Annotated in this window: 1 protein-coding gene; it reads left to right on the plus strand. The window is 64.7% G+C overall.

Features of this window, described 5'->3' with window-relative positions; translation table 11 throughout:
- Positions 1 to 391, plus strand: a 391-nt coding sequence (locus RMT89_RS41445; RefSeq protein WP_315888923.1) for a Mu transposase C-terminal domain-containing protein, incomplete at both ends; no start/stop codon positions are given.

Here is a 391-nt window from a genome sequence, read left to right on the forward strand (position 1 = left end):
TGGAAAACCGCAAGGCCTTCAACGCCCGCCTGGGGGCGAAGGCCGAGGCCCTGTTCGATGTCGAAATGGACCTGGCCGAGTTTCAGGGGTGGTGCGACCAGTGGACCGATGTGATCTATGCTCATCAGCCGCATGGCGCGCTGCGCGGCAAAAGCCCGTTTGAAAAAGCCGCAAGCTGGCGCGGCACCCTGCGCCGGGTCGAACAGCCGGCGGCGCTGGATATTCTGCTGGCACCGGTTGCGGGCGGCGATGGCATCCGCACGGTGACCAAGTCCGGCGTCCGTGTTGACGGCCATCACTATTACACCGCCGCCGCAATGCCCGGAACGCGCGTTCTGGTGCGCATGGACCCGGCTGATATGGGTCGGGTGATGCTCTTTGCCGAAGATGG

Origin of the sequence: Streptomyces sp. P17, assembly GCF_032436805.1 — a bacterium.
Taxonomy (GTDB): Bacteria; Actinomycetota; Actinomycetes; order Streptomycetales; family Streptomycetaceae; genus Streptomyces.